This window comes from Citrobacter sp. wls710, from assembly GCF_005281115.1.
GTDB classification, from domain to species: Bacteria; Pseudomonadota; Gammaproteobacteria; order Enterobacterales; family Enterobacteriaceae; genus Citrobacter; species Citrobacter werkmanii.
On record NZ_SZXD01000076.1, the window covers coordinates 13,031 to 31,399 of the forward strand.

The following is an 18,369-nucleotide window of genomic DNA, read 5'->3' on the forward strand; positions in this document are numbered from 1 at the left end:
TGTTGAGTCAAAATGTCCATTTTTACGCATTTTAAAGTGCGTTTATAAATTAACGGTTGTGAATTGTAATTTTCCTGGTGGGTATTTTGTTCGTTATTTAGGGTTACCGAAACGCTGTTTATATAATTGCGTGAAGCTAATAATCACAGCAATAAACAACGCAACGGCACCACACAGCGTGGCGTTAATTATGGCCTGAGCACCGCTTCCCAGCAGATTAATATTGCGCGGCACGCTAAGTTGACGGGCGAGCGGCATCACCAGCGAGGTGGTCCCTTTAAAGATTCGCCAGCGTCAGCAGGGAAGGAATTTGCGACAGGAGATATAACAGCAGGCCAATAGAACCGCCGACCAGCGTGCCGTTGACGCGAATAAACTGCAAATCTTTGCCAATGTTTAGCTCAATTTGCTGTGACATATCGCGTGCATCCCAGCTTTTCACTGTGTCGCTAATGTGGCGCGTCAGGAAGGTGGCGAACTCTGGCGCAACCTTATGCGCGGCCTGCTCCAGATGCCCATTCAATGAAGCGCGCAGGGCGCTGTCGGCAACCAGCGTTTCGCCGAACCACTGCCCGGCATTAGCAATGCGCTGCTTCACGCGAGAATCCTCGGCGTTAATGTCGGTTTTCAGCCACTGACGCAGGTCTGCCCAAAGCTCGCCGAGATAACGGTTGAAGGCTTCGTCTTCTTTCAGATAGCTTTTGAGGCTTTCCGCTCGCACGGCCATTTCCGGATCGTGTTTGAGCTTATCGATGAGCTTAAACGTCGCGCGATCGAAGGCGTGGCGGATCTGATGGGCGCGATCGTGGCTGATGTCATCCAGCAAGGAGTTTACGGCGTCAGAAACCAGCTCGGCGCTGTGCTCGCCCAGCCATTCGGTCGGCAGGATCTTCGCTTTCAGCGGATGTTCGGTCTCCAGCCAGTGCACGATCTGCCGGGCGATAAACGCTCTCGAGCTGTCGCGTTGTAACAGAGAGATCAGTTGGGCGATCAGCGTGTCGAGCAGCACCTGATGGCGATTGTTTTTGGTCATGCTTTCCAGCATCAATGCGCTGGTTTCTGAGAGATCAACCTTATCGATGGCCTTATGCACCGCCCGCTTGATCAGCCGCTGAATGCGCGCGTCGTCGGTCAGTTCGAGAAAACCGCTCATAATTTGCAGCAGGTGCTGGCCAATACGCCGGGCGTTTTCCGGCTGGCTGAACCAGTTCCCGATCAATAGCGCCGGTTCATGGCGGCGGATCAGCGCAACCAGGGACTGAGTGTCGAGAAATTTTTCCTGCACAAACTGTCCGAGATTTTCCCCGATCCGATCCTTATTGCGTGGGATAATTGCAGTATGTTGCGAGATAAACGGGATCGGCACCCGGCGAAAAAGTGCCACCACGGCAAACCAGTCCGCCAGTGCGCCGACCATCGCCGCTTCAGCGATCGCTTTGATTCCGAGCACCCAGAAGTTAGGCGGCAGAAACAGCGTGATAACGAAAGTGGCGGCGGCAATCAGCAGCAATGAGAGCGCCAGTCGCTTGGCGCGTTTGAGTTCAGTAATTTTATTCATAGGCTTAAGAATAGAGCCAGACGACAGGATCGCGCAAAAATTGTGGTGCGGCCCTCATTTTTAGGCGGCCAGATCTTACTCCGGGATCCAGTTGTCCCAGGCGGGTAAGGGACCGAGTTCCGCTACCAGAAAATCGATAAACGATCGTACCTTGGGATTGCTGTACTTACTGGGAAAATAGAGCGCATACAGGGCGTGAGTTTCACAGGTAATCGTGCCGTCGAGCATCAACGGCGTTATCTCTTCTTTTTGAATATGATCGCCAATCAGGTAGGTCGGCAAGTACGCCACGCCCTGATCTTCCAGTACCGACTTCAGTAATACCAGACTGCTATTGGCCTGGATCGGCATATGGAGTTTGAGCTGATGCAGACGATCCTGTTCATCAGCCACTTTTAACACAGGCGTGAGCCCCGGATACACCAGGCAATCATGGCTGACCAGATCGCTGCGGCGCTGGGGCATGCCTTTTTTGGCAAGGTAGCCGGGTGAGGCGCAGTACGCCCAGCGAACAGGCACCAGCTTGCGCATGGCATAGTTCTGCGGCGGCGCGGTAGAAATGCGCAGAGCGATGTCAAAATCCGTTTCGTTCAGATTCACGAAGTTATCGTTGAGATCGATATACAAATTCACATCCGGGAACTGAGTGCGATATTTATCCACCAGGTTCACCAGTCGGGAATAGCCAAACGCAATTGAGCAGGTTATCCGTAATTCACCCTGCGGGCTGTGGTAATAACCGGAAGTAGTATTCAGCGTTTCATCGAATTCTTTCAAAAGCTTATTTGCGCGGTTGAAGAGATATTGCCCAGCGTCGGTCAGGGTAATACTGCGGGTGGTGCGTTTAATTAACGTCGTCCTCAGCGTGTCTTCCATCGCGGCCAGGCTTTTACTGACCGCAGACGGCGAGACGTTGAGCTGCGCCGCGGCTTCTGACAGCCCCCCGCAATCGACGATTTTCGTAAAAAATTCCAGATGCTTGAGTGAAATTGGCGTACTCATAATTTCCTTTAATTCACAAGTGATTTGCAAAAACGGTACGACCAGGCCGTTACATTCGGCTTTTAAACATGCAACTATTGAATCACAGGCAACAAGTTGCTGGCAAAATGAAAAAATAACAACTTAGGTGAGTTACGTCACAAAATAACAGGAGGCGAAACGGAAACTCATCATATTGTGAATTTAATCTCATTAATTATTATTCTAAAGGTACCGATTATGTGGTCACGACTCGAACCCTATAGATCGTCGATTATTTTATTAGTTGCTCTGGTGATTGGCGGCATATTAGGTATTTATGCCCCATCGTTGGCAAGTAAACTCCAGCCAATAGGTCAGATATTCTTAAACCTGTTATTTATGATTATTGTGCCGCTGGTGGGGATCAGCGTTATGTCTTCGATCGCCAGTATGACCGACCTGAAAAGGTTAGGGCGCATTATGGCGATAATCTTTATTGTTTCGATCGCCATGGCCTTTATTCCGGCAGCCGGGATCGTCGCGCTGGCGCTCTGGTATAACCCGGCGCAGGGCGTCACTATCGATCTCTCGCAGTCCGTACAGGCGGGTAGCGGCAAGATGGATTTTGTGAGCATGATTACCACCAGCGACTTTATTGGACTGTTTTCTAAGTCCAATATCCTGGCGCTGATCGTGATGGCGATCATTGCTGGTGTGGCGATTGGCCAGTCGGATCAGGCAGGGAAACGCATTGCTTCACTGCTGGAGGATGCCAACATGCTGATCATGAAGATCGTCTCAATCATCATGAAGGTGGCGCCGATTGGTCTGGGCTGCTACTTCGCCGCCACCATGGCCAGCCAGGACTCTGCTCTGTTGCTAACCTTTGCCCGCGCCATTGGCCTGTTTATGGTTGCTACGCTGGTCTACTTTGTTTTTGGCTCTATTCTCTATTCGTACATTGGCGGCGGTATTCCGGCGGTGAAAGCCTTTTGGCGTAATGCGATTGAGCCCTCTGCGACCGCGCTGGGAACCTGTTCTTCGCTGGGCACGCTACCGGTGACGCTGCGCGCCGGTAAAGCGATGGGGATCAACCCGGAAATCGTTGATGTCTCCATTCCGCTGCTGGTAAACCTGAATAAAGGCGGTGTGGCGATGATAGCTGCACTGAAAATTGTCTTTATCTATTCCGTGCTGGGTATGGAGTTCACCACTGAAACCTTCTTCCTGACGATGCTGATTGCGGTGCTCTCCGCCATTATCGTCGGCGGCGTGCCGGGCGGGGCGTTCCTTGGCGAGATCTTTATCGTCACCACGTTGGGTCTGCCGATGGAAGCGATCCCGATGCTGGTGGTACTGGGCACCATTACCGATGCGCCGGCTACATTGATTAACGTGATCCATGATTTGAACGCGGCACAGATTGTCGAACGGTTCGCTGGAAAAAAGCAGACCAACACTGAAATAAACTCTACTGCTGCGGTGGTATAGGTTTTCACACGGATTAAGAACAGGAGAAGTTATGAAAGACGCTATGAAGCTTGAAACGCATCTGGTCGTTGCTGGTCGCGACAAACGCTATACCCAGGGAGCGGTGAATCCGGTGATCCAACGCGCCTCTTCACTGGTGTTCGATACCGTGAAGGATAAGAAATTTGCCACCGCCAACCGGGCGAACGGTGAACTGTTTTATGGTCGTCGCGGAACCTATACGCATTTTGCCTTCCAGAAAGCCATGAGTGAGCTGGAAGGCGGTGTCGGCTGCGCGCTGTATCCGTGTGGAGCAGCAGCGGTGACCAATGCGATTCTGGCGTTCGTCCAAAGCGGCGATCATATTTTGATGACGGGCGCGGCCTACGAGCCAACCCAGGATTTTTGCAATAAGATCCTGAGTAAATTTAATGTGGAAACAACGTATTACGATCCGTTAATTGGGGCTGGGATCGTTGATCTTCTGCGTCCGGAAACGAAGGTGGTGTTCCTCGAATCACCAAGTTCTATCACGATGGAAGTCCAGGATGTGCCGGGAATGGTGCAGGCTATCCGCGCGGTGAACCCGGAGATTGTCATTATGATCGATAATACCTGGGCGGCGGGCGTTCTCTTCAAGGCACTGGATTTCGGGGTGGATATTTCCATTCAGGCAGGAACCAAGTACACCATAGGTCATTCGGACGGCATGCTGGGAACGGCGGTGTCTAACGCCCGCTGCTGGGACCGTTTGCGGGAGAACTCCTATCTGATGGGGCAAACGCTGGATGCCGACACAGCCTACAACGGTAGCCGCGGATTACGTACGCTGGCGGTACGTCTGAAGCAGCATCATGAGAGCAGTATTCACATTGCCCGCTGGCTGTCGGCAAGGCCGGAAGTGGCGCGGGTAAATCATCCGGCATTAGCGGAATGTCCGGGACATGAGTATTTTCAACGTGATTTTGTCGGAAGTTCTGGCCTGTTCTCGTTTGTGCTGAAAAAGAGACTGACCGACGAGCAGATGGCGAATTTCCTCGATAACTTCTCGCTGTTCCATATGGCCTATTCGTGGGGCGGATTTGAGTCACTCATTCTGGCGAATCAACCGGAAGAGCTGAACAGCATTCGCCCGGCCGGAGAGGTTGATTTCAACGGCACGCTGGTCAGGGTGCATATTGGTCTGGAAGATGTTGACGATCTGATTGCCGATCTGGAAGCGGGGTTTGCGCGCATCGCGTGAGGTAACACATTCGCTGCCGGATGGCGCTGATGCTTATCCGGCCTACGTAACCCAGTAGGCCGGATAAAACGCCTGTACGACATTCGCGATGACGCTATATTCACAATCAAATTAACTCATAAGTAGTCATTTAAGATCATTTTTTATCAAAAGTAATCTTTGTCACAATTTTCAGCATCCCTCCTGGGTAGCATAGCCACTGGTTTTAAGTGTTATGGCATATAAGGGATGATGAGTTATGAAGCTGAAAGATTTATTCTCACGGACACCAACTGAACGCCGACATTATGGCGTTGCCGTGTTAGTCGGTATCGTTTCCGGCGTACTTTCTGCATTTGTTAAGTGGGGAGCCGAAGTTCCGCTTCCACCCAGGACATTTTCTCTGGGAAGAAATGAGTTTAATCCTCCGTACCTTTTTCTCCGGGACTATTTAGGGATTGACCCCACGCAAACGGTCTATACCTTTTCTGAACATGTGATTAATCCGGTTATGGTCACGCACATCATATTTTCATTAGTGTTTGCAGTCGGATATTGCGTTGCCGCTGAAATTTTTCCAAAAGTTAAACTTTGGCAGGGGGTACTGGCAGGTTTAATCGTGACGGTGGCAGTTCATGGCATCTTCATTCCCGTCCTTCATCTTTCGCCGCCTTTGTCTCAGCTACCATTTGATGAATATGTGTCGGAAATTATTGGACATATTTTCTGGTTTTGGGTCATTGAAATGATTCGTCGCGACCTGCGTAATCGGATTACGCATGAACCCGATGCGGAAGTTTCGTTATCTCTCGCCAGATGATTAAAAGTTGATGCACTATGATGGATTGCCCCCGACCGCTAAACACAAAACCAGTGTTCGCGAATGGGGGCGGTTCATAGGAGGTTAACTCTCTGTGACTAACGCGGTGGCCTCATGCTGACGTACGCGCTTCAGTAAGCCTGCCAGCGTGAACACGACGGCAATACCTGCCACCACCGCCAGCAGATGAAACGAAATCCTGCCGCCGTTGAACCATAACCAACGCCCAATTTCGACAGAAACCGCCATCACCGTCAGGATCACCATATTCAACGACGCCGAAACCGTACCCTTCGGTAAGTTGTTGGAAAATAGTGTAAAGCGGAATAACGTTGGGAAGATCATTCCAATGCCAAACGCATACAGGCTGGTCCCCAGCACTGACCACAACCACACGTGCGGCGACAGTAAATTGCCAGCAATCAATACCGCCAGCCCGCTCAACTGAATGGGAACCGCTCGCCAGATAAAGCGTGGCCGGGTCGGATCCTTCACGAAGCGCACGACCACCATATTGGCGACGATCACCGCGCCAAACACTGGTGCCTGCGCCCAGGCAAACTGGGATGTGGTCATGCCGCCAGCATCAATGAGGATCACCGGTGAGACTGCCACCCAACTCATCATCGGGATATAGCTCAACGACAGCGTGGCTGCGCCAAACAGGAATACCCGGTTGCGGAAAACGTCGCGAAAATCACGCACTACGCTGCGCGCACTGAACGGCACCGCGCCACGCTGGACGGTTTCTGGCATTGCTAATGTGAGTCCAATGAGTGCGATAAGCCCCATGACGGCGATAATGGCAAACAAGATCTTCCAGTGTACAAAGTGCATCAGCGCCGCTCCTGAGAGCGGGCCGATAACCGGTGCAACCAGCACAATAGAGGTGATTACCGCCATTAGCTTGATGGCCTTTGTTTGCCCAAATGCCTCCTGCACCGTGACATAGCCGACGGTGGCGATAAAACAGATGCTGGTGCCTTGCGCAAAACGGGCGGCCAGAAATTGCGTCATCGAGGTGGTGAACAATGTGGCAGCGCAGGCGAGCGTAAAAATTAGCGCTCCCGCAATCAGTACCGGACGGCGGCCAATCCGGTCGGAAAGCGGTCCTAACAGCCATTGCAGCGCCATACCACCCGCCAGATAGAGGCTGACCGCCGCGGGTGCCAGGCTGACGTCGGCGTTGAAATCGCGGACGACATTAATGATGCCGGGCTGGATCAAGTCCGTCGACAGATAGGCGGCGAAATCATACAAAATCAACGCAATAGGAAAAAATAGCGTCGTAGCGCGTTGGGAGAAAAACGCGAGAATCCGTTGCATAAAACAGCTCCTTGTCGGGAGAAAACCCTCAACGGGAATAGCGAAATTCAATACCGTCTTTGAGACGTCAGACCGATAACAGAATAAAAGCAGACTGCAAATGTACTGAATTTCATGTAATCAAAAACGCTGTCTGCGTGAAGCGCAAACAGGAGAAACGCTCACTAACGCGGGGTCAGAAAGCGTAACGATTACAGGTAACAATCAGCACATCGCACCTCAGGAAGAGTAAGTTGAACGGGTAGTGACCATCCGCAGTGTAATGCGGATTGGATATTAATTAAACGAGTTTATCCGGTTTATTTGCAGAAAATCGCCACGTTAATCAGAGTACGATGCTCTGCAAAAAACGCAGCGCGATGGCACAACCGAAGATGACCAATACGCCGCCGGCGATACGTTCTACCCACACTATCCCGCTGGTTAACCGTCGCTGGATCTGCGGTAAACCGATGAACATCACGATCAGCAAATCCCAGAACAGCACCACGCTGGTCATCCATATCCCGCTCACGCTTTGTTGTAGCAATGTCACCGACGGGCCGAGCAGGGCGGTCATTAGCGCCAGATAAAACAACGCATTTTTCGGGTTGAGTAGTGACGAAGCTAACCCCAGCAGCAACTGTTTGCCAAACCCTGGACAGGTAGACTGGGCGTCTGCTCCGGTCAGCGTTTGCGGGCGGCTGCGTATCAACAGGCTGCCAATCCACAATAAATAGAGTGCGCCCAACAGCTCAATAACCGTAAACAGCAGAGGAAGCTGGCGCAGGATCCCCCAACCGATAATCGCCAGCATGATATACAGCCCGTTGCCGAGGGCGATCCCCACGCACAGCCCGGCACTGCCGCGCATCCGGTAACGTACGGCATAGCCGACCAGTAAAAAGAAGTCCGGACCCGGGCTGAGGAGTGCGACAAAATGCGCCAGCGCCAGCGCGGGAAAAGCAGACGGAAAAAGTAAGGAAAGCAGCGACATAGTGACCTCAGAAACGGAATCCGAGTTCACCCTACGCCTGACGCCGCACTAATTATTGTCTGATATTGATCGTCCTAATGCGTATTGACGCGGTGTGGCCGCGGTGTAGCGCACAAAGGTGCGATGGAAATGGCTCTGGTCGGCAAACCCGCTCTGGTAGCCGACATCCGCAATTTCGTCCCCTGCACGCAACCGCTGGCGGGCATAGTTAACTCTCAGGATATTCAGATAACTCCCCGGCGTCAGGCCGGTGTCCTGCTTAAAGTTACGGATCAGCGTCTCTTTACGCATGCGGCATTCATACGCCAGCTCGTCCAGCGAGGGAGGCGCAACCAAACTGGACTGCAGCCGTTCACGCAGATACGTGCTGGCTGGGCTAAGGTGTTCCGTTTTTACTGATTGCAACGGCAGCGAGCGCAGCAGTGCCTGCGCGGCATCGGTTATCTGTGTCGTTTGTTTGCGCTGCATGAGCGCCACGAGGCGTAAATAACGCTGGAATAATTGCGGATCGCGGATAACGGGATTGCGTGGGTAAAGTTGCTGATTGCTGCTCAGCTCAGGCAGATGGTTCAGGCACCACTGGGCATCAAGATAGAGCATATGGTAACTGCGAAACCGCCCATTAACGGGGTTACAGCTGTGAGGTGCCAGCGATGGGATCACAATGAGATCGCCTGAGCTCAGGAGGTATTCTTTGCCATCACACTGGCAGCAAGTCTCACCCTCAAGAATCGCCCCAATCGAGAGCTGAGAGTGATGATGACGTTTATAGGCCTGCTGGCTTTGCCAGGTGCTGCGCAGTTCCAGCCACGGCAACTGCTCATCACGCCAGAACGATTGTGGAATATCCCGGGTATGCGTCACATCGCGCCCTCCATGAAAGTGATGATTTGTTATAGCACAGGGCGTGCGATGAAAAAGCGGGAATGTGCATTGAGGTCGTGATTCTGCGGGACGCGTTCCAGACCAATGCAGACGTTACATAAGGACGTTGTTATCCCGGAAATCGCCTCGCAAAGAGAGAAAGTTGCAGGTGAGGGGGGGAGTTTTCCGGCGCTACAGTCATGGCATCTTATTTTCAGGTGAAAGATCGCCATGAACAAAGCTTCCACTTCCACACCGCATGATGCGGTCTTTAAAACGTTCTTACGTCACCCTGAGACCGCACGGGATTTTCTGCAAATACATCTTCCCGCTTCGCTACGCGAACTTTGCGATCTTCAGACGCTGAAACTCGAGTCAGATAGTTTCATTGAAGAGAATTTACGCGCGTCCTATTCCGACGTGCTTTGGTCGGTGAAAACGACGGAGGGCGATGGGTATATTTATGTAGTGATTGAACACCAGAGCACACCGGATGCACATATGGCATTCCGGTTGATGCGCTATGCGGTAGCAGCCATGCAGAAACATTTAGATGCTGGGCATCAGCAGTTGCCGCTGGTGGTGCCGATGCTGTTCTATCACGGCGCTAAAAGCCCGTACCCTTATTCATTGTGCTGGCTGGATGAGTTTGCCAACCCGAAGCTGGCTCGTCAGCTGTATGCAGCGGCGTTTCCGCTGGTGGATATTACGGTCATACCGGATGACGAAATTGTGCAGCATCGACGTATGGCGCTGTTGGAGTTAATCCAAAAACATATCCGTCAACGCGATCTTATGGGATTGGTCGAGCAAATTGTTTCCCTGCTACTTACCGGACTGACTAATGACACTCAGATAAAGACGCTGTTTAATTATATTTTACGAACTGGCGATGCACCTCGATTCAGTGAGTTTATTCGCGGGGTTGCCGAACGTTCACCGCAGTACAAGGAGCATTTGATGACGATCGCAGACAGATTACATGAGGCAGGATTTCAAAAAGGATGGCTTGAAGGCAAGCTTGAAGGTAAACAAGAAGGTAAACAAGAAGGACTGATAAAGGGGCGACGTGATGAGGCGCTACGTATTGCCCGCACTATGCTGGCCGACGGTATCGATATCAGCACGGTACAAAAAATTACCCGACTTTCCGCTGAAGATATTCAGGGTTTAAGCCATTAGAGATGATTTAAACCGCTTAATCGCCTGCCCGGAAGCACCGGATGGTCCGGTTACTCCATCGCCGTTTTCACCGCCTCGCCGAGCTTTTGCATGACTTCCTGATGCTTCTCGTTTGGCGGCAATGCACAATTGATGCGTACGCAGTTGCGGTATTTACCGGATGCAGAGAATAGTGAGCCAGGCGCGACCTGGATTTTCAGGCGACAGAGCTGTTTGGCAACGCAGACCATATCGACCTGCTGTGGTAATTCCACCCACAGCATAAAGCCGCCTTTTGGTCGGGTGACGCAGATCCCGCAGGGGAAATATTCCCGTACCCAGCAGGTATAGATCTCCATATTCCGCTGGTAGATCTGACGCATACGGCGAACATGACGATGATAATGCCCCTCGCGCACGAAGGTGGCGGCCGCCAGCTGTGTAGCAGGAACGTTAGTGCCGATGACGGCATATTTCATATGCAGAAATTTATCGTGATAACGACCGGGAATAACCCAACCGACGCGCAATCCCGGCGCCACGGATTTGGTAAATGAGCTGCACAGTAGCACCCGACCGTCGCTGTCCCAGGAATGGATTGTGCGTGGACGTGGATATTCTGTGGCAAGCTCTCCGTACACATCATCTTCAAAAATAACAATATCGTGCTGCTGGGCGAGGGCGAGCACAGCGCGTTTACGCGCATCCGGCATAATAAAGCCGAGCGGGTTGTTGCAGTTAGGAACCAGGATCACCCCTTTAATCGGCCACTGATCCAGCGCCAGTTCCAGCGCTTCAATGCTGATCCCGGCATCCGGATCGGTCGGGATCTCAATAACTTTGATCCCTAATCCGCGTAGCAGCTGCATGGTGCCGTAATAGGCGGGAGATTCAACGGCGACAATATCGCCAGGCTGGCAGACCGTTAGCAGCGCCAGCGACATTCCGCTCTGGCTGCCATTAGTAATCACAATATCATCCGCAGTGACGACCGAACCGCCGTCCAGCATGAGCCGGGCAATCTGTTGACGCAATTCCCGACAGCCAGGTAATTCATCGTAACCCAGCACCGCCTTGAGATTATGCTGCGCCACACGGCTTAGCTCGCGCCACAGTGGCTTCAGGCTGGATTGGTTGATATCGGGCACGCCACTGCTAAAAGGGATTATCGATTTGTCCGCATGACCTGCCAGCATGTCCAGCACCTGATCCCACTGGGTTATCTCGACCGGACGCTGTACCGGGCGCGACATTGGCGGCACCGGCGGTTGTGCTTTTTGTGGCGCGACAAAATAACCGGAACGCGGCTGCGGCGTGATCAGCTGTAGTTGTTCCAGCGTCTGATAGGCCTGCTGGACGGTGCTGATACTGACCCCATGTTCCTGACTCAAGCTACGCACCGAAGGCAATTTTTCGCCGTGGCGATACAGCCCCTGCTCAATGCGTTCGGCCAGCAGATTGGCCAGATGTTGGTAACGCGTCATGCTGTATCCCTCATGGGTGCCATACAGATTAAAAAACCAGTACAGATTGGCGTGAAAAAAGCGATGCAGAACTCTTTTTAACCAATCTGTATGTTAAATAAAAGTACTTTGTGAGTCTGTATTGTTCAGACCCAAATCCGTGAATATAAAGCCTCTGGCAAGGTGGGAGGCAAGGTATGGAATTTCATGAGAATAGAGCAAAGCAGCCGTTTATTGGGCTTGTACTGATCTGGCGGGCATACAAAGCATGGCGGCTACGGGCGCAAACGCGGCGTCTGTTGCACCAGATGAGCGATGAGCGCCTACGTGACGTCGGGCTGCGACGCGATCAGGTGGAGTAATTATTTTCTATCGACCAAGGCCGGGTGTTAGCGCATCCGGCCTCTTTTATATTCACTGTGTTTATCAATTGATGCTTGTTGATAGTCTGTTTCTTGATACTTACCATGATAAGTATTATTTTCTTCATCAGCGATGAGGAAAAAGATATATGACTGAAGATGAACTGTTTGCCCGCCGTCCGATGGGGATGCGCATGGCGATGGTGGTGCGCCAGTGGCGGGCCATTATTGATGCTGCCATCACCGATACTGGCCTGACGCAATCAAGCTGGACGGTATTGATGCAGCTGTATCAACTGGGAGACAACGTCTCGGTCAGTGAACTGGCGGAGGTGCAGGGCATTGAACTGCCGCCGCTGATGCGCACCCTCACACTACTGGAAAAGCAGGGCTACCTGCTGCGTTCCACATCGCCTTATGACAAACGCATCCGACTGTTAACGCTGACCGCGCAAGGCCGCTCAAGGCTTGAAGAACTTAACCGGGTGATTGAGACATACCAACATCGCGTCACCTGTACCATTCCTGAAGCGGAGCTTGCCGCCTTTAGCACGACGTTAAATCAACTCGCCTGCAATTTGCGGACAATCCGCGAAGAAGACAATCAACACTAAAAAACTATGATGACCCCAGAACAAAAATTTGCCCGTTGGGTAAGGGTGAGTATTGCCGCTTTCCTGGTAATATTCGCTTGGTTTATCGTTGCTGATATCTGGATCCCGCTGACGCCGGACTCCACGGTGATGCGCGTGGTAACGCCTGTTTCTTCACGCGTATCCGGCTACGTCTCGCAGGTGCATGTACATAACAATAGCCAGGTGAAAAAGGGCGATTTGCTGTACGAGCTGGATCCGACGCCGTTTATCAATAAGGTCGAAGCGGCGCAAATCGCCCTTGAGCAGGCGAAGCTGAGCAACCAACAGCTGGATGCGCAGATCGCCTCCGCGCGCGCTAATCTGCGCACCGCGCAATTCAACGCCCGCAACGATAAGACTACCTTTGACCGCTATCAACGCCTGAGTGCCATGCAGAATGTGTCGCAATCCGATCTCGATAAGGTGCGCACCGCCTGGCAGACCAGCGAACAGTCGGTGGCGGCGCTCAACGCCAGTATTCAGAACCTGCTGATCCAGCGCGGCGAGCGCGATGACAAGCGCAACGTGACGCTGCAAAAATACCGTAACGCGCTGGAAGAGGCGCAGCTGAACCTCCGCTGGAGCAAAGTGTACGCCCAGACCGACGGTATAGTGAGTAACCTCCAGCTTAGCCCCGGACTTTACGCCACCGCCGCCACGCCGCTACTGGCGCTGGTCAGCCATCAGACCGATATCGTGGCCGACTTTCGCGAGAAAAGCCTGCGCCACACTCGCGTGGATACCGATGCCGCCGTGGTGTTCGACGCCATGCCGGGCAAGGTTTTCTCTGCCCGCGTCACCAGCAGTGATGCCGGTATTCTGGCGGGCCAGGAGCAGGTTAACGGCCAGCTGTCGCAGCCGGAACAGTCCACCCGCTGGGTGCGCGATGCCCAGCGTATGCGTATTCACGTAGCGCTGAACGAACCGCTCGACACGCCGTTACCGACCGGGGCGCGCGCCACGGTACAGCTGTATAACAGCGAGGGGATGTTCGCTCGCACTTTTGCCGGGGCGCAGATCCACCTCGTTAGCTGGCTGCATTATGTCTATTAACACGCTGGCCCACGTCTTTACGCCGCACGGGAATATCGTCTACACCGCCAATGACTTTCGCCAGACCCTGCGGATTTCCGTCGCCGGGACAATCGCGCTGAGTATCTCGACCTTCTACAACGTGCAGTACGGCGTATTTTTTGTGGTTTATCCGCTAATGCTGTTATCGCTGGTGCCGGTGTTCAACCGCCATGTGGCAAAACAGTTTGTGTTCAGCGCGGCAGTGAACTGCGTTGAAATGGTGCTAATCGTCGGCTATCTCTCACAATGGCCGCTGATTATGACGCTGGTGGTGTTTGGTCTGTACGTGATGCGTTTTCGCTTTATGAGTAAAGGGCCGCTGTTTTTGCTCGGCTCGATGGGCGTAGTATGTCAGAGCACGATGCTCAACTTTATGAGTTATCCCACCACCAACTGGCATACGCTGATGTTTTCCAATATGGAAGCCTGCGTCATGGCGGTGGCGCTGAGCGCGCTGCTGCATTACCTGATCCCGGACATGGAACCCCGCCAGCCGCCGCCGCGCATTGAAAAAGATGCCGCCCGGGTTCGCCACGAGTCGCTGCTTTCCGGTACGGTGGCGACGATGATTTTTGTGGTCTTCCAGATCTGCGATTTGAGTGATTCGCTGTCAGCGCTGATGGCAGGCATTTTGATTCTGTTTCCTATGCACTATCGCGGGGCGGTGATTAGCTCGATCTGGCGTGTGGTTGGCGTGGTGCTGGCCTGTCTGTATATTCTAATGGTGCAGCTGCTTATCTATGATTTCAGCAACCATATGGTGCTGATGATGCCGCTGATTGGCCTTGGGCTGGCATTCAGCGCCCGCCTGCACGTAATGGAAAAAGTCGGCGCAGGCGTGGGGTTTGCCAGTATCACCACCATCGGCATTATGTTTGGCCAGAACCTGCACCCGGATCAGGACCTGGTATTCAGCGATCTGTACCGTATCACCTCCGTCACCGTCGCGCTGGTGGCAACGCTAACGATGGTATTTCTGGTACACCAGGTTTTGAACTGCTTTGCCGCGACACAGTTTGTGATTACCGAATAAGTGGGGCTGTGAGTGCCGGATGGCGGCTGCGCCTAATCCGGCCTACAAAAATCTACTTCTTCAACCCCGCAAACGCGGCTCTGATCTCGTCTTCCGGCAGATTAATACCGATAAACACCAGCAGGCTGTGCGGCGTTTCGTCGCCCCACGGGCGGTCCCAGTCGGCGCTGTACAGGCGCTGTACGCCCTGGAACAGCAGGCGGTTTGGCTCGCCTTCAATCCACAGCATGCCTTTATAGCGCAGCAGCTTCTCGGCGGATTCCAGCAGCAGATTTTCCATTACCCGCGACACGTCGCTGATGTTCACCGGGTAATCCAGTTCGACGACGATCGAGGAGATATCGTTTTGCTTGTCGGCGATAAAGTGGAAGCGCGGTTTGGCGCTGACCACGTTCTCTTCCAGCATAAAACCGTTGGTGTCAAAAAGCAGAGAGAGGTCGATATCGCCATGCGTGACGGTGTAAATCGGGGCACGGGCGTTGATGCGCGCCAGGCGCTCACGCAGTTTCTCGCTTTCACCTGCGACGTCGGTTTTGGTCAGCAGGATGCGGTCAGCATAGCCGACCTGCGACTGGGCGATGGTAAACTGGTTCATCTGCTCGTCGGCATGCACCGCGTCAACCAGCGCAATTACGCCGTCCAGCAGGTAGCGTTCGCAAATCACTTCATGGGAGAAAAAGGTCTGGATAATCGGGCCGGGGTCGGCCATGCCGGTGCACTCGATCACCAGACGGTCAAAATTGATGGTGCCTTTGTCGAGGTTGTCGAGCAGGTCTAACAAGGCATCTTCCAGTTCATTAGAACGGGTACAGCAAATGCAGCCGTTGGTCAGGGTTTTGATCTGCGTGGCGCGGTCGCCAATCAGTTGATCGTCCACCGAAACTTCGCCGAATTCGTTTTCGATAACGGCAATCTTGTAACCGTGCTGCTCGTTGAGAATATGGCGTAGCAGGGTGGTTTTACCCGCGCCAAGAAAACCGGTGAGTAGGGTAACTGCAATCGGGGTCATTCACTTCTCCTTCTAACAGCAACTGCTTCCGCCGCTACCGTAGCGGGCTTCCTGGCGCTCGCGGAAGAATTCTTCGTAGGTCATGTACGGCTTATCGGGATGGTTGGTCTTCATGTGCTCGACGTAGTTGTCGTAGTCCGGAATGCCAATCAGCATCTTCGCCGCCTGACCGAGATATTTTTTAGCTTGCCCTAAAGTACCAAACATAAACAATCCTGATAAGCGAAAAGCCCCGCCGAAGCGGGGCTGAATACATCTTAGTGGTGTGAAGAGGTCTTCACGCCGCCTTCCGGCACCGGTACATACGGCGTCTCTTTATCAGAGCGACCGTTGATGGCGCGGGCTTTCTGCCAGGTACGGAACCCGTAGAAAATGATGCTGTACACCACCACCAGGAACAGAATACTCAGACCTGCGTTGGTGTAGTTGTTGACGACGATATGGTTCATATTGGCAATCTGCTGCGCGGTCAGTTCGCCGCCGTTAGCAATCTTCTCTTTGTACTGATTCGCCATAAAGAAGAAGCCTTCCATCTGCGGGTTGGTGCTGAACAGTTTCAGACCCAGCGCCCAGGTGGTGCAGATAAGCAGCCAGACTGCCGGAACCACGGTAACCCAGATGTATTTGGTGCGCTGCATTTTAACCAGTACCACGGTGCCGAGAACCAGCGCCACGGCAGCCAGCATCTGGTTAGAGATACCGAACAGCGGCCACAGGCTCTTAACGCCGCCCAGCGGGTCAACCACGCCTTGATACAGCAGATAACCCCACAGGCCTACGCAGCCCGCAGTACCGATGATGCCCGCAACCAGAGAGTCGGTTTTCTTCAGGAACGGCACGAAGTTACCCAGTAAATCCTGCAGCATAAAGCGGCCAGAACGGGTACCGGCATCCAGTGCGGTCAGGATGAACAGCGCTTCAAACAGAATACCGAAGTGATACCAGAAGCCCATATCAGCCATCGGCAGCACTTTGTGGAACACGTGAGCGATACCCACGGCCAGCGTCGGTGCGCCACCTGCGCGGTTCAGAACGGACGGTTCACCGATGTCTTTCGCGGTCTGCAGGATCTGCTCAGGCGAAATCACGAAGCCCCAGGAGCTGACGGTCGCTGCCGCATGTGCGGTAACATCTTTCAGCTGCGCCATAATCAGCGGTGCGTTTTCGCCGCTCATTTCATGCAGGTTCGGCATGGTGATGCCAAGGCCCGCAGGCGGGGTGTTCATCGCGAAGTACAGACCCGGTTCGATGATAGACGCAGCAACCAGCGCCATAATCGCCACGAAGGATTCCATCAGCATCGCGCCGTAACCGATAAAGCGCGCATCGGTTTCACAAGCCAGCAGCTTCGGCGTGGTACCGGAAGCAATCAACGCGTGGAAGCCAGATACCGCACCACAGGCGATGGTAATAAACAGGAACGGGAACAGAGCGCCTTTCCACAGCGGGCCAGTACCATCAACGTACTGCGTCATCGCCGGCATTTTCAGTTCCGGATTGAGGATAACAATCCCCACCGCCAGACCGACGATAACGCCGATTTTCAGGAAGGTCGCCAGATAGTCGCGCGGGGCGAGGATCAGCCATACCGGCAGCAGCGCAGAGATAAACGCGTAACCAATCAGGGTAAAGGTAATGGTGGTGTCTTTAAAGGTCAGCGCCGGACCCCAGTACGGGTCGTGCGCAATCACGCCGCCGAAGTAGATGGAAGCCACCAGCAGCACAATACCAATTACCGACACTTCACCCACACGTCCTGGGCGCAGGAATCGCATGTAGATCCCCATGAATAGCGCAATCGGTACGGTTGAGCAGACGGTGAACACACCCCATGGGCTTTCCGCCAGCGCTTTCACCACGATCAGCGCCAGTACCGCCAGGATGATGATCATGATTAAGAAGCAGCCGAACAGGGCAATGGTTCCTGGGATCGGGCCCATCTCTTCTTTGATCATCTCGCCGAGAGATGCGCCGTTACGGCGGGAAGAGATAAACAGCACCATGAAGTCCTGTACCGCACCTGCCAGTACCACGCCTGCCAGCAGCCATAACGTTCCGGGCAGGTAGCCCATCTGCGCGGCCAGTACCGGTCCAACCAGCGGACCTGCACCAGCGATAGCAGCAAAGTGGTGACCAAACAATACGTTACGGTTGGTTGGAACGTAGTTCAGACCGTCATTGTTGATGACCGCTGGCGTGGCGCGCGTCGGGTCAAGTTTCATCACTTTCTGGGCGATGTACAGACTGTAGTAACGATAGGCCACCAGATAAACAGAAACTGAGGCGACCACGATCCACAGGGCACTAATGTGCTCACCCCGACGTAATGCCACTACCGAGAGGCAGAATGCACCGATGATTCCGAGAATCACCCAGGGTATGTGCTTGAATATCTTTTTCGTATCCATAGTAAAACCTGGTATCTAATTAATA

Annotated in this window: 17 protein-coding genes and 1 pseudogene; 8 read left to right on the forward strand and 10 right to left on the reverse strand. The window is 53.2% G+C overall.

Annotated elements, in window-relative coordinates; genetic code table 11:
• Positions 1–93: 93 nt before the first annotated feature.
• The 3 genes and pseudogenes from FDX14_RS24450 to FDX14_RS24460 form a co-directional block, all read right to left on the reverse strand.
• Positions 94–282: pseudogene (locus FDX14_RS24450) on the reverse strand (MFS transporter); the annotation flags it as partial.
• On the reverse strand, positions 278–1,558 hold the full coding sequence (locus FDX14_RS24455) for a DUF445 domain-containing protein (RefSeq protein ID WP_079225571.1): 1,281 nt from the start codon (positions 1,556–1,558) through the stop codon (positions 278–280). The gene FDX14_RS24455 and the pseudogene FDX14_RS24450, both read right to left, overlap by 5 nt.
• Positions 1,559–1,633: 75 nt before the next feature.
• On the reverse strand, positions 1,634–2,560 hold the full coding sequence (locus FDX14_RS24460) for a LysR family transcriptional regulator (protein WP_137350413.1): 927 nt from the start codon (positions 2,558–2,560) through the stop codon (positions 1,634–1,636).
• Between the two features lie 219 nt (positions 2,561–2,779).
• Between FDX14_RS24460 and FDX14_RS24465 the strand changes: the two genes are divergently transcribed.
• From FDX14_RS24465 to FDX14_RS24475, 3 genes are all read left to right on the forward strand, one after another.
• Entirely contained in the window at positions 2,780–4,012 is a 1,233-nt protein-coding gene (locus FDX14_RS24465; protein ID WP_137350414.1) for a dicarboxylate/amino acid:cation symporter, read from the forward strand.
• Positions 4,013–4,043: 31 nt separating this feature from the next.
• Positions 4,044–5,234 carry a cystathionine beta-lyase gene (metC, locus tag FDX14_RS24470; RefSeq protein ID WP_137350415.1) on the forward strand — a complete coding sequence of 397 codons (1,191 nt, stop codon included), beginning with the start codon at positions 4,044–4,046 and terminating at the stop codon, positions 5,232–5,234.
• Between the two features lie 238 nt (positions 5,235–5,472).
• Positions 5,473–6,033 (forward strand): YagU family protein, encoded by a 561-nt coding sequence (locus FDX14_RS24475; RefSeq protein WP_137350416.1) that lies wholly within the window; start codon positions 5,473–5,475, stop codon positions 6,031–6,033.
• An 84-nt stretch (positions 6,034–6,117) separates the two neighbouring features.
• Here FDX14_RS24475 and mdtM read toward each other — a convergent pair whose 3' ends face one another.
• From mdtM to FDX14_RS24490, 3 genes are all read right to left on the reverse strand, one after another.
• Positions 6,118–7,359 (reverse strand): multidrug efflux MFS transporter MdtM, encoded by a 1,242-nt coding sequence (mdtM, locus tag FDX14_RS24480; RefSeq protein ID WP_137350417.1) that lies wholly within the window; start codon positions 7,357–7,359, stop codon positions 6,118–6,120.
• Between the two features lie 325 nt (positions 7,360–7,684).
• Positions 7,685–8,335 (reverse strand): LysE family translocator, encoded by a 651-nt coding sequence (locus FDX14_RS24485; protein ID WP_042312589.1) that lies wholly within the window; start codon positions 8,333–8,335, stop codon positions 7,685–7,687.
• 48 nt (positions 8,336–8,383) lie between these two features.
• The gene (locus FDX14_RS24490) at positions 8,384–9,199 is read right to left on the reverse strand and encodes an AraC family transcriptional regulator (RefSeq protein WP_137350418.1); all 816 of its coding nucleotides are present in this window, start codon (positions 9,197–9,199) and stop codon (positions 8,384–8,386) included.
• A gap of 231 nt (positions 9,200–9,430) precedes the next feature.
• Here FDX14_RS24490 and FDX14_RS24495 point away from each other — a divergent pair, with 231 nt between their 5' ends.
• Positions 9,431–10,381: an Rpn family recombination-promoting nuclease/putative transposase gene (locus FDX14_RS24495; protein WP_042312585.1), complete on the forward strand. Its 951-nt coding sequence runs from the start codon at positions 9,431–9,433 to the stop codon at positions 10,379–10,381.
• A gap of 50 nt (positions 10,382–10,431) precedes the next feature.
• Here FDX14_RS24495 and FDX14_RS24500 read toward each other — a convergent pair whose 3' ends face one another.
• The gene (locus FDX14_RS24500; RefSeq protein WP_137350419.1) at positions 10,432–11,844 is read right to left on the reverse strand and encodes an aminotransferase-like domain-containing protein; all 1,413 of its coding nucleotides are present in this window, start codon (positions 11,842–11,844) and stop codon (positions 10,432–10,434) included.
• A 176-nt stretch (positions 11,845–12,020) separates the two neighbouring features.
• Between FDX14_RS24500 and FDX14_RS24505 the strand changes: the two genes are divergently transcribed.
• The 4 genes from FDX14_RS24505 (at position 12,021) to FDX14_RS24520 (ending at position 14,927) form a co-directional block, all read left to right on the forward strand.
• Complete coding sequence (locus FDX14_RS24505) at positions 12,021–12,185, forward strand: DUF1127 domain-containing protein (RefSeq protein ID WP_137350420.1); 165 nt, start codon at positions 12,021–12,023, stop codon at positions 12,183–12,185.
• Between the two features lie 149 nt (positions 12,186–12,334).
• Complete coding sequence (locus FDX14_RS24510; protein WP_048215013.1) at positions 12,335–12,799, forward strand: MarR family winged helix-turn-helix transcriptional regulator; 465 nt, start codon at positions 12,335–12,337, stop codon at positions 12,797–12,799.
• 6 nt (positions 12,800–12,805) lie between these two features.
• Positions 12,806–13,873: an HlyD family secretion protein gene (locus FDX14_RS24515; RefSeq protein WP_137350421.1), complete on the forward strand. Its 1,068-nt coding sequence runs from the start codon at positions 12,806–12,808 to the stop codon at positions 13,871–13,873.
• Positions 13,863–14,927, forward strand: coding sequence for a DUF2955 domain-containing protein (locus FDX14_RS24520; protein ID WP_137350422.1), 1,065 nt, complete (start codon positions 13,863–13,865; stop codon positions 14,925–14,927). Before FDX14_RS24515 ends, FDX14_RS24520 begins: the two co-directional genes overlap by 11 nt.
• 52 nt (positions 14,928–14,979) lie before the next feature.
• Here the strand turns inward: FDX14_RS24520 and yjiA are convergent, their stop codons facing one another.
• From yjiA to btsT, 3 genes are read right to left on the reverse strand one after another with little or no spacing between them, the layout of a single operon-like run.
• A complete protein-coding gene (yjiA, locus tag FDX14_RS24525; protein WP_042312574.1) occupies positions 14,980–15,936 on the reverse strand; it encodes a GTPase in 957 nt (318 codons plus the stop codon).
• A gap of 12 nt (positions 15,937–15,948) precedes the next feature.
• Entirely contained in the window at positions 15,949–16,143 is a 195-nt protein-coding gene (locus tag FDX14_RS24530; RefSeq protein WP_003830038.1) for a YbdD/YjiX family protein, read from the reverse strand.
• Between the two features lie 50 nt (positions 16,144–16,193).
• The gene (btsT, locus tag FDX14_RS24535) at positions 16,194–18,344 is read right to left on the reverse strand and encodes a pyruvate/proton symporter BtsT (RefSeq protein WP_003830033.1); all 2,151 of its coding nucleotides are present in this window, start codon (positions 18,342–18,344) and stop codon (positions 16,194–16,196) included.
• Between the last annotated feature and the right edge of the window lie 25 nt (positions 18,345–18,369).

Coding starts and splice junctions, on each gene's coding strand:
- FDX14_RS24455 (WP_079225571.1), bottom strand. CDS start 1,558: ATGAATAAAATTACTGAACTCAAACGCGCCAAGCGACTGGCGCTCTCA.
- FDX14_RS24460 (WP_137350413.1), bottom strand. CDS start 2,560: ATGAGTACGCCAATTTCACTCAAGCATCTGGAATTTTTTACGAAAATC.
- FDX14_RS24465 (WP_137350414.1), top strand. CDS start 2,780: ATGTGGTCACGACTCGAACCCTATAGATCGTCGATTATTTTATTAGTT.
- metC (WP_137350415.1), top strand. CDS start 4,044: ATGAAAGACGCTATGAAGCTTGAAACGCATCTGGTCGTTGCTGGTCGC.
- FDX14_RS24475 (WP_137350416.1), top strand. CDS start 5,473: ATGAAGCTGAAAGATTTATTCTCACGGACACCAACTGAACGCCGACAT.
- mdtM (WP_137350417.1), bottom strand. CDS start 7,359: ATGCAACGGATTCTCGCGTTTTTCTCCCAACGCGCTACGACGCTATTT.
- FDX14_RS24485 (WP_042312589.1), bottom strand. CDS start 8,335: ATGTCGCTGCTTTCCTTACTTTTTCCGTCTGCTTTTCCCGCGCTGGCG.
- FDX14_RS24495 (WP_042312585.1), top strand. CDS start 9,431: ATGAACAAAGCTTCCACTTCCACACCGCATGATGCGGTCTTTAAAACG.
- FDX14_RS24500 (WP_137350419.1), bottom strand. CDS start 11,844: ATGACGCGTTACCAACATCTGGCCAATCTGCTGGCCGAACGCATTGAG.
- FDX14_RS24505 (WP_137350420.1), top strand. CDS start 12,021: ATGGAATTTCATGAGAATAGAGCAAAGCAGCCGTTTATTGGGCTTGTA.
- FDX14_RS24510 (WP_048215013.1), top strand. CDS start 12,335: ATGACTGAAGATGAACTGTTTGCCCGCCGTCCGATGGGGATGCGCATG.
- FDX14_RS24515 (WP_137350421.1), top strand. CDS start 12,806: ATGATGACCCCAGAACAAAAATTTGCCCGTTGGGTAAGGGTGAGTATT.
- FDX14_RS24520 (WP_137350422.1), top strand. CDS start 13,863: ATGTCTATTAACACGCTGGCCCACGTCTTTACGCCGCACGGGAATATC.
- yjiA (WP_042312574.1), bottom strand. CDS start 15,936: ATGACCCCGATTGCAGTTACCCTACTCACCGGTTTTCTTGGCGCGGGT.
- FDX14_RS24530 (WP_003830038.1), bottom strand. CDS start 16,143: ATGTTTGGTACTTTAGGGCAAGCTAAAAAATATCTCGGTCAGGCGGCG.
- btsT (WP_003830033.1), bottom strand. CDS start 18,344: ATGGATACGAAAAAGATATTCAAGCACATACCCTGGGTGATTCTCGGA.